Genomic DNA, 10,560 nt, shown 5'->3' with positions numbered 1-10,560 from the left:
CATTGATAAATCAAAAGTAACGATCCAAGAGTTCGCTCAAACACGTGATCAAGTTGCTTACCGTGCAGTGGTTGATGTGGATTACCACTTCACTACAATCAAAACACAAGACTAAATTAGTTTATTGTTTTAACTTATCATTAGAACGATAAGAAAAGGTTCATCACCGAAAATGCCGTTGACTTACATAGTTAGCGGCATTTTTTTGTTTATTTATTTTGATGCCTGCCATTAGCCGCTACCAACTAGCAATCGGGCAACGAGTAACGAGTAAACCAGCTAAATGTTTTTACCAATCATCACACCGAGTAAGAATGTGTATTATCCCCCAATTAGCTTGTAACAGTGGTCCAATAGCGCAACTAGCACAGCTCTTTGCAAAGATTTATTGCATCTAATTATTGTTTTTCGCCTGTTCGTTTGGTCTTGTTTGATAAAAATCATATAAGACTTCTAAACACTGCAATTATTGTTCAATCAATGTTTGAGCGTCATCGCTATAGATTTTTGATTCTGCACCTTTGATTTAATATCCATTTATCCTGATCTATTAACGTTAACTAAGCCCCTATCCAGATGATTGAATGTTTCGTTATCGATTCAAAAAGTGTAATCAAGCTAAGCCGTAGTTCAGATTAACAGTTGACTTATTTTATAATGAGTACTCACTATTACATTAGTGCTCAGAAGATGGGTTAAGTTTTACAAACAATGAACAACAATGAAAAAATTAAAAAATGCAATAAATGACCTTACAGCCCTTGCTTTTCAAGTATTGAGCGATAAAAATAGCGAGTTAACCAAGCGAAGACTTTCCATGTAAATTGTTTAGGTTTATTCAAGTGTTGGCAATATACATAGCTATATTCTATGCAGGCCTTTGCTCTTCGGTTACGTTTGAAATCAGGCGCTCCAGAGCTCATGTTAAAGCGTAGATCATGTCGTTTTGCATAATCGATAGTAAATGCTGAAGCACGTCTATATAAGGCGAGTTTTTGTGGCAGTTGAGTATCGTAGCCTAAAATAGGGCACGTCATATCCGCTTCAATAATCACCATGCCAACAGTCGCTAACATCTGCCCTTGATGAAATAATCCATACAATGATATCAACCCCATCTGCACAGCTTGTATAAAATATGAGAGAGTAAATTGAATATTATGTTCACTGTATTTTTGTAAATACAGTAAGTCATAAAGTACTTTTGCACGTTTTATATCGTCTTCAGCAAACAACTTTTTGAACTGCCATTGTGGTTGTTTTAATAAACGTAAGTCATGCTTTAAATCTTTCCCTGCCACCACCGTTTGCAAGTTGATATGCAAATACACTTGTCGGGTAACAATAGCTATCCAACCATCTTTTTCACAGCGCTCAATAATAGGACTATGTTGCGCATCATTTAAAGAGCGTAATACTAATGCATGTTGATTACTTGTGTTTAAAGCTTGTTGGCGTAACGCAGGTAAATCGATTTTTGACCAACCTGTTGAATACATATTGGTGGATAAACACTGATTATTCAAAGTTTGTACATTACCGACACCCGCTAATTGCAATGGTTTTTCAACCGCTTTAATTAGCTGGTAACTTAACCAACGTAACGCTGCAAATCGTACTTTAGGGATTTCATCTTGCGCATAACCTGTGATCAACGTTAATGGTGACACCACATAGCTATTGTTTTTCTTAACCTCAGCTGATCGATAAGATATTGAATCTTCGGAATTTAATTGAAACTGATTTGATGGAGTGCAATTATCTATAACAACACCACTATTGACGCCACTTAGTGTCGACGGAATAATTAAACCTTGCTGTTGATAGCAATAAAACAGTGCGCTCAATTGATCTATTTTTTGACCTTGTAGCATCATATCAAAATAAGTTTGATGCCACTGTGCAGCACTAAGTTTATTCACATCCCACTCCCATGCTGACCATTCCATTCGATGTCTGAAGTACTCGCCGCCGCCAAAGATTGATTACGGTATAACGCGGTTGTCAGTAATTCTGCACTGCTTAATAGCAGCGCCCAGGATGGTAACGGATAGTTTTTATCGCCAAGTGCATTTTTAGCCGCAGAAAAATCACGCCAAGTTTGTCGTTTAAATAACATATTCAATCCACCAGCAATTAACATCGAGAAACCAATATATTGTGCCTGAGACGATTTATTGTTTTCAGTGTTAGTTGCTAGTTGACGTCGTTCGCTCGTTCGCAGTTCACTCACATTAGCTTGATCAATAGCAGCATGAACTTGTCCAACATTAGCTTTAAAGGAACTCCAACACTGCAAATGTTCTGCAACCAGATGCAAACCACTTGTTGCTCTAGGATTACACTCAATCACATAACACTCACCTTGATGCTCGATAAAATCAAAGGAGACTTGACCATGAAATTGAAACTGTTTTGCAAAAGCATTAATAAAGGTATTAATGGCTTCATGCTCTATCGGTTGGAAGTAAGTCGCTGCCGAACCATTAACACAATAATCTGGTCGATATACTTGATGGGCAATCAACTTACCTTGATCAAACAGCGCATAATTACACAAAGCTTGCCCTATCAACTTTTGTTGTTGCACCCAAGGTGTTGAATGGCTTATATCAAGTTGCTGTAAATCCACTTGCTTTATATCACGAATAACTTGCTCACCAAATCGGCAAAAAGTCGGCTTTAAAATACTTTCCCACTCAGGGTCTATTTGTGTGCTTGTTGTTAGCTTTTTGGTCATAGGGAACTTAACCCCTGCTAAACCTGACAATAATTCAAACACGGCTGACTTATCATGTAACGATAAAAGTAACTCAAGCTCACTGATCAAACAGTTAGTTTGCTTTAACAAATGGCTAAACTGAGCCAGATAAAAAATCTCTTCACAGGTGGGGATCAGCATCTGTATTTGATGCTCTTCTACTAATTTAACAATTTCATTTTGATATTGTTGAGGATCCTGCCGAGGTGATGTTGTTCTAACGTAACGATCAATCCCTGTTAAAAATCGACCAAGTGGTAACCGGCAACAATCACTCATCGTCACTTGATGTCCTTGACGCATTAATAATCGTGCCCATTCAATTGCAACAGGCGCCCTTGCGCCGGTGATTAAAACTCGCATAAGTTAACCACTCGGCGCTGTTTATTCGCCGTATTCCAACGAGGTTTATCAGCAAAGCTAAACACTACCGAATACAAACCTTGCTGCGTAAAAAGTTCATTAAGCGCGTTTTGTATTAAGCCATGCATTTTGCTATCTGATGAAATTTCAACATGGTTATCAGCAATTTGAGAAATCTTATAATCACAATGCTCAGTTAACTTGATACTGATAGCACGATAAATGAGATCAGGTAAAACAGGCACTTTTTGACCTTGCTTGTTTAATAATAAGCAGTCCCCACAACGCCCTGCAATAGCGCCAATACCTTCGAACACATTGACGTTATTTGACATCTCTTTTACCCCATGCGTTTGCACTTTTATCACATCGTCTAATTGATAACGGATAATCGGTTGAGTACGGCGACGAAAGTCAGTAATGATCGGACTGTAATGTGTTTTTTGTTCGTTTAACCAGTGCTTTTCAATGAACACGATATCTTCATTCCAACGCATCTGACCTAATTTATCGGTACTGCCCAAGAAACCTTCAGTACATTGATAAACTTCATGGATTGGGCATCTAAACTTCGCTTGTATCAGTGTTTTATCTGCTGGTGTGAGCACCTCTGCACCGGAAATAATACGTTTAGGTTTGATTTCAGATGCACTGTATTTGCCCGTGAATAACGCACAAAGTTGTAAAGCTTGTGCGCTACCAATCAATAACGTCGGTTGAAATTGATCTAACTGTTTCATCCATACTGCAATCGGTTGGGTTATGTCGATGTAACAGAATTTAATGGGGCCTTTATTGACTGTATTATAGATCGGACTATTGGCTCTAAGCACTAATGCAATACGATGTGTTGTTAATAAATTAGGCAGTAATTTCCCTAATATATTGCCCGCCCAAATTTGCCTTTCCTGCGCATTAGCTAAAAATAACCCTCTTTGTCCAGAGGTACCAGAAGAGAGGCCAACGGTAACATCCTGTATTTTTGAGTGCTTAAACTGGCGCGTTGTTTCAGCCTCAATCGCAAGTTCAAACAACTGAGATTGTTGTAATCCTCGTGTATTTAACTGATCAAAATTCTCCATCATGATCTGTTTATTCATGATCGGGAATTGATCTAATGATTGCCCTGTTAAAGATTGATAATAAGGAGAATGTTGCGTGACCCAAGAGAGATGTTTTTTTACTTGCTCAGCTTGCCAGCTTTGCAATTGCGCTCTGTCTTTAAAAGTCTTATATCGAGCATTATAAAAGGACTGTAACAGGCTGATCATTGCATCCAACCTTGCGCTTTTAACCTATCAATAGTCTGCGAACAATGCGATGGCACAAATTCGATGATGTCATGGTAATGCTGATAACAGCATCTCAATTGCGCCAATGTATGACGATATTCGTTAACATCATCGCACAGGAAATTGGCTATCCAATGTTGGTTTATATTCTCTGCAAGGCTATCAATCAACCAACAGGCATCCGCTAATAAAAAGACCCATTGATGTTCAAGCCGGCATAACAACCCCACTTGCCCAGCAGCATGCCCTGGTAAGGCGACTAAATATAAACGCTGGTCATTAAATAAGTCACGACACTTGAGTGTTAATTCCGGTACGAATACTCCGCCATTTCCAGTAAGAATGGTGGCTAACGATAACGGAAAGTCCTCATGAATTTGTAGTTGAGGGGTTATCTCAGCGGGTAATAATTGTTTTAAATAACCTTTACGTACGCCATTAATGCGACCTGATTGTTGTATCGAATCGAGTCCCTGTTGGGTGCAATGTATGGTGGCGGTTTTGAACTCACTCACTGCTGCAATATGGTCTGCATGAAAGTGTGATAACACTAAGTGGTGAATTGAATTAATCTTTATATTTTCTACATTTAACTGTTCTGTAATGCAATCACCATGTTTTAATTTACAAGGTGTTACCCAAGCATAAAAACGTTCAGGAAAGCGTCGAGTAACATTAAAAAATTGCTCGTGGTAGCCAGTATCAAACAATACAAAACCTTGCTCAGGATGTTCAATTAATGCCACCGCAGCCGGAAAAGAACGCGCTTTTAATCCACTCCCCGGTTTAACAACAAAGCCCGGATGAACACAATGCCCGCCTTCAAACAGTTTTATTTTTAGTCCAGTCGACATATCGTGTTATTCCTTCGGTAATACTGACATTGGCTTGATAATCTAAGCATTGCTTGGCTTTATTGATATTCAACGTTTGGTGGAAGTTTAATAACCCTGCGCTATAAATAGTGATTTTAGGCTCGGGTTGATGCGGTAAATAACGACAAATTTTTTCATTCAACGCAATCACAGGGGCTAATAATGCGTAAGGTAATGGCGTTAATTTAATTGGTCGCTGTTGTTCACCTTTTGATAAAGCGGAGAGTAATTGTCTTAATACATCATTAATCGGCATGGGTTGATCATTACTAATATTAAAGATATGACCACTTTCCAAACTTGTTGCTTTTACACACGCTAACAAAGCCGCATCAGCAACATTGTCGACGTACGTTAAATCTAATACCGGATTTTTGGCAGAGGGAATTAACAAACGATTACCGTTTACCGCTGCTAATAAACGAGGCACAAGAGCGCGATCATTCGGTCCATATATACCTCGGGGCCTTAAGATAACCGTATTAAGACCTTGGCCATGACTATTTGCTAATACCGCTTGTTCTGCTAAATATTTGGTCTGGGTATAATCGCAACAAAAGGTTTTTGCGACCGGATCTTGCTCATTGATCGACCAACGGTCAGTAAAGTCAAAGTACACACTGGTTGTTGAAATATGCACAAATGTACCAATACGGTGTTGTTTGGCCAGAGTTAATAGGTTTTCCGTTGCCACAACATTAGCTTGATAAAAGGCGTCGTAAGTTCCCCATGCGCTAGAAAATGCGGCACAGTGAATAATGGCATCAAAATGCCCCGACTTATTATCAGCGTGACTAGTAACCTTAATATCGCTGGCAACCTTAAAGTCAGTAGCAACCTTAGTATCACTGGCAACCTTATTACCATCATTTTCGCCAAATGCACTTTGTAAAATGCTTGATAAAGCTTGTTGATCGCTTAAATCAATAACATGGCCAGTCACGGGGTATTTATCTGTTAATTGTTTAACGATCTTTTCATTACGACCAATAAAATGTAAGTCATATTGCTGATGGTATAAACGAATAATTGCACTACCGAGCATGCCTGTACCGCCAGTCACCAATATCTTCATTCGTACTTTGTGAAGAGCATCTGTAGTCATAGTGTTAACAATCCCATTCCCAATGATAAACCCGCCGCGGTCCCAAACAATAAAACGGTTTGAGGCTTTTCCGATGAGCTTATTTGCTCTCTACTCTGTGCGATTTGTTGACGTAACAGATGCAAGTTAATAGGTAATGATGCCGCAATTTGATTCCCCAACTGCGCTACATTATTGACTACTTTATGCTTAGCAAAACCAGTGATCCGCGGTAACTTATTAATGGCACGATGGCTTGCTTGATGCGGCAATAAATAATCAATGTATTGTTTATTGATATTAGCTAGTTGCAACCCCTTTTCTAAAAACGCTGGCATCGCTATCGCCATCTGTCTAAATAATGCTTTACCGTTCATTTCAAATTGGCTGGCCGCTAATAAATCAGCATGAGAATGAGTGTGCGGGTTGACAGCACTACCGCCTCCTCTCACTTGGCAAAGGTCATAACCTTGATGGTGAGTTTCAAAATATGCCCCTGTAAACCCTTTTGCTAAAGGCTCTGCCTGCAATACAAAAGCGGCGGCACCATCAGAAAATAAAGTGGCGACTTCAATAGAGGCAGGCGTAGTTTTATTAAGTGTAATACCCGTACCACATTCACTACTGACAATCACAATACGTTGATAGCGTTTAGCGAGGAAAAGACATTGTGCATAATCTAATGCAGATAAAAATGATAAGCAGGAGCTATTAATATCAACGCTGCTTAACTGTGCAGGCGCCTTCAGATACGCTAATACGGCCGCAGCATCGTAGGGTAAGGTTTGGTGGTGTGTAGCACTGGCATAAATAATGAAATCAATATCATCAATGTGCAGAGTGGCATTTTTTAATGCGCCGAGAACCGCTTCGCCAGCCATGGAGATAGCGGTTTCATGGCCTGAGGCAATATAGCGTTTTTCAACACCGTATTTGTGTTCACTTGTGCCTGGCTTTAACCCTAGATGTGAATCAAAGTCTTCACCTTTCCAGGTTTGTTTTGGTAGATAAATATCACTACCCATAATATTAAATGCCATCTCATCCCCAAAGTTAAGTGTGGGTATCCGCATACCAACTATAGCAAAGCCATAAATAGCAGCTGCTTTCGTATTTAGTTAATGTCTATATTCAGTTTATACTTATCATGACCGTGCAAATAAGTTTCTTCAATCATAAAAAGGATTAATATATCATATATTTATGACCCTTCATGCGCTAACAACTTGTATTGCCAACGACGCAACATTCAAGCTATATAGCCACAATATTCACAAAGGCCCTATTCATAACATCAAGTCATAACAGCGAGGTCCACGAAAGCTTTAATAGCTATAAAATGAATGACGTTATTCGAATATATTTTTAATCGCTTCAATCATCCAGGCCATGATCGGTCCTTTACCCGTATCAACGCGTTTAACAATACCCATTTCAACGATCAATGAATCCGGAATATGTTGCGTTGAAAGTTTAACCAACTTACCGGTATGCCACTCATCATTCACAATATGCTCAGGCACCAATGCCCAGCCAATACCTCGGGCCACTAACCCGCTGATATGGTAATAACTATCCACATACCAATGCTGTACGGAAATAGACTTCTCGGGAGTACCGCCTAAACGATTACGGATAACTAATTGCCGATGTTGGTTTAATTGCGCATAAGTAGGCACCGGCACCTTCGCTAATTGATGATCAGTAGAGACTACTAAAGCGTGTTTAAATTGACTTATGATTTCTAATTCCAAATCCTGGCTCAGTGGCTGTAAATGAAATAAAATCCCAAAGTCTGCCGTTTTATCTTCAATCCATTTAGCAATATCATCTTGAGAACCATTAATAATGGTTAACTTTAATAACGGAAAACGCTCACTCACTTCTTTAAAGAACGATTCAAAACTAAGAATGGGCACCGCTTCGTCAATCGCAATGGTTAACGCCAACTCTTCCCCCTCGTTTGCAGTCAAAGCACGTGCTTGTAAGCGTTGACACTGAGATAACACCGCTTGCGCCTCAATATACATTTCCGCACCTAGCGGCGTTAAAACCGGTAAGCGAGCATCACGATTAAACAGTTCAAACCCTAAGTCTGCTTCTAGGTTTGCAATAGCAGTACTCACCCTAGATTGTGCTTTACCTAGCTTGCGAGCAGCAGCAGAAAACGAACCTTGTTTGACTGCGAGGACAAACGCCTCTAGTTGATCTAACGTCCAATTCATCATCACACCGTTTTGTTTAACATAATTAAAGTACGTGATTAAAGCACGAGACTAAAGAACACGCGCAAACCATCCGAATAACGGATAGATATTAACTACCATCAATCTAATTAACAAGCATAATACGGCTAACAATAATGTCTGATTAATTTCAATCTCATTCTATTTTCATATTGAGTGAACTTTCAATTGTACTGTTTATAACACAATTAATAGCAGTCTCAATACCGACCATAGTTCAAAATATCAGCACATCACCACATAATACAAAACAGTTAACAGCATCATTAAAGTAGAGAATAAAATGCAAAACCAAGCGATAGATCTCCCACCACTAACAGCGTCTGTGAAGTCTGAAATTAACGTTTCAAACGAACCAATAATAACTGATGACTCTATCAGTAAAGTGTTTTGGCGCTACGCAATTCCTTCTATTGCAGCCATGGTAGTTAATGGCTTATATCAAGTTATCGATGGTATTTTTGTTGGTCATTATGTTGGCTTTGAAGGCTTAGCAGGCATTAATATGACCATGCCAATCATTGGCGTGATCATCGGGTTAGGATTAATGGTTGGTATGGGCGGCGGCAGTTTAATGTCAATTTATCGCGGCCAAGAAAAAGCTCACAAATCGTATCAAGTGTTAGTTAATAGTCTTTGGTTAATCATCATACTCGCGGCATTATCCACTTATTTAATCAGCACGTTGAGTAGCCCATTATTAAATCTACAAGGTGCTACCGGTAATACACTCAGCTACAGCCGGGATTATTTAAGTGTTTTTGTTTGGGGGGCTGGTTTTGCTATTGCCGCTGCGGTTATTCCCATGCTTATTCGTAATGACAACAGTCCAAATTTTGCGACAGGTTTAATGATCTTTGGTGCACTGGTTAATATTGCGCTCGATTATATCTTAATTGGGATCCATTCAATGGGTTTGCAAGGTGCAGCAATTGCGACGATCGCTTCACAATCATTGGTATTTTGTATCGGGATTACTTATTTCTTTTCAGCAAAAGCACAGACTAAATTAACGCTGGCAGGATTAAGCTTAAAACTCGATGTCGCAATAAAAATCATTACCTTAGGTGCATCGAGCTTATTTATGTTTATGTATTTCAGCTTAGTGATTGCACTGCATAATAAGTTATTAATGGCCTACGGTTCATCTGTTAGTGTCGGTGCATTTGCTATCATTGGTTACATTGCCACGCTGTATTATGTAACAGCAGAGGGGATTGCTAATGGTATGCAACCACCCGTCAGCTTTTATTTCGGTGCCAAACAAACTGAGAAGATCAAAGCTACGGTCATATTGGCATTAAAAGTTGTTCTTTATTTAGGTATTGGCATCGTGTTAATACTCAATATTTTTCCGGATATTTTCATTCATTTATTCAGTAGCGCAGATGCTGAACTAGCAGCAGAAACACAAACAGGTTTGCGCTTACATCTATTTGCATTGTACTTAGATGGATTCTTATTTATTGCTACTGTTTATTTTATGTCGGTCAACCAAGGGGCTAAAGCCCTATCAATTTCAATAGGTAACATTGCGGTACAATTACCGTTTTTATACTTTTTACCACAATGGTTAGGCATCGATGGTGTTTGGTTATCTCTCCCGATTTCTAATGTGTTACTAACTATTATTGTGGTGCCAATGTTATGGCGAGATATGCAAAAAATGTGTAAACCTAAAACGTGTAAATCTATTGTATAAATCTGAGCTATTTTATAAACCTCAGCCCTTATATATCCCTTAACGATATTACACATCTTAACTCCTATACAAACCTTAACGATTCCACAAAACTGGCTCGGCAATAATAAGATTGTCGAGCCATCCATCATCACCCGATATCGCCCTTTCCTCCATCAACCTGTATAGCAATCTTAATAACAATCTAGATCGCAACCTAAGTAACAATCTACATAACAATCTACATAACAATCTACA

Annotated in this window: 8 protein-coding genes; 1 reads left to right on the top strand and 7 read right to left on the bottom strand. The window is 39.1% G+C overall.

Annotation, left to right across the window (positions count from 1 at the left end):
• Positions 1-752: 752 nt before the first annotated feature.
• The 7 genes from H5084_RS18745 to H5084_RS18715 all read right to left on the bottom strand — a co-directional run bounded on the left by H5084_RS18745 (position 753) and on the right by H5084_RS18715 (position 8,600).
• The gene (locus H5084_RS18745; RefSeq protein ID WP_182692165.1) at positions 753-1,922 is read right to left on the bottom strand and encodes a hypothetical protein; all 1,170 of its coding nucleotides are present in this window, start codon (positions 1,920-1,922) and stop codon (positions 753-755) included.
• Complete coding sequence (locus H5084_RS18740) at positions 1,919-3,124, bottom strand: ATP-grasp domain-containing protein (RefSeq protein ID WP_182692164.1); 1,206 nt, start codon at positions 3,122-3,124, stop codon at positions 1,919-1,921. Before H5084_RS18740 ends, H5084_RS18745 begins: the two co-directional genes overlap by 4 nt.
• A complete protein-coding gene (locus H5084_RS18735) occupies positions 3,112-4,395 on the bottom strand; it encodes a F390 synthetase-related protein (RefSeq protein WP_182692163.1) in 1,284 nt (427 codons plus the stop codon). The genes H5084_RS18740 and H5084_RS18735 overlap by 13 nt, the downstream gene beginning before the upstream one ends.
• On the bottom strand, positions 4,392-5,270 hold the full coding sequence (locus tag H5084_RS18730; protein WP_182692162.1) for an MBL fold metallo-hydrolase: 879 nt from the start codon (positions 5,268-5,270) through the stop codon (positions 4,392-4,394). Before H5084_RS18730 ends, H5084_RS18735 begins: the two co-directional genes overlap by 4 nt.
• A complete protein-coding gene (locus tag H5084_RS18725) occupies positions 5,239-6,396 on the bottom strand; it encodes an NAD(P)-dependent oxidoreductase (RefSeq protein ID WP_220486017.1) in 1,158 nt (385 codons plus the stop codon). Before H5084_RS18725 ends, H5084_RS18730 begins: the two co-directional genes overlap by 32 nt.
• On the bottom strand, positions 6,393-7,415 hold the full coding sequence (locus H5084_RS18720) for a ketoacyl-ACP synthase III (protein WP_182692161.1): 1,023 nt from the start codon (positions 7,413-7,415) through the stop codon (positions 6,393-6,395). Before H5084_RS18720 ends, H5084_RS18725 begins: the two co-directional genes overlap by 4 nt.
• A 309-nt stretch (positions 7,416-7,724) precedes the next feature.
• Entirely contained in the window at positions 7,725-8,600 is an 876-nt protein-coding gene (locus H5084_RS18715) for a LysR family transcriptional regulator (RefSeq protein WP_182692160.1), read from the bottom strand.
• 304 nt (positions 8,601-8,904) lie between these two features.
• Between H5084_RS18715 and H5084_RS18710 the strand changes: the two genes are divergently transcribed.
• Positions 8,905-10,323 carry an MATE family efflux transporter gene (locus H5084_RS18710; protein ID WP_182692159.1) on the top strand — a complete coding sequence of 473 codons (1,419 nt, stop codon included), beginning with the start codon at positions 8,905-8,907 and terminating at the stop codon, positions 10,321-10,323.
• Positions 10,324-10,560 lie beyond the last annotated feature (237 nt).

This window comes from Psychromonas sp. SR45-3 (genome assembly GCF_014163575.1).
GTDB lineage: Bacteria > Pseudomonadota > Gammaproteobacteria > Enterobacterales > Psychromonadaceae > Psychromonas > Psychromonas arctica.
The sequence above is the reverse complement of the archived record's forward strand: the minus strand, read 5'-3'. Positions and strand labels throughout refer to the sequence as shown.

Excerpts from the sequence above, each read along its gene's own strand:
- H5084_RS18720 (WP_182692161.1), bottom strand. The coding sequence starts at position 7,415 with ATGGCATTTAATATTATGGGTAGTGATATTTATCTACCAAAACAAACC.
- H5084_RS18710 (WP_182692159.1), top strand. The coding sequence starts at position 8,905 with ATGCAAAACCAAGCGATAGATCTCCCACCACTAACAGCGTCTGTGAAG.
- H5084_RS18740 (WP_182692164.1), bottom strand. The coding sequence starts at position 3,124 with ATGCGAGTTTTAATCACCGGCGCAAGGGCGCCTGTTGCAATTGAATGG.
- H5084_RS18735 (WP_182692163.1), bottom strand. The coding sequence starts at position 4,395 with ATGATCAGCCTGTTACAGTCCTTTTATAATGCTCGATATAAGACTTTT.
- H5084_RS18715 (WP_182692160.1), bottom strand. The coding sequence starts at position 8,600 with ATGAATTGGACGTTAGATCAACTAGAGGCGTTTGTCCTCGCAGTCAAA.
- H5084_RS18725 (WP_220486017.1), bottom strand. The coding sequence starts at position 6,396 with ATGACTACAGATGCTCTTCACAAAGTACGAATGAAGATATTGGTGACT.
- H5084_RS18730 (WP_182692162.1), bottom strand. The coding sequence starts at position 5,270 with ATGTCGACTGGACTAAAAATAAAACTGTTTGAAGGCGGGCATTGTGTT.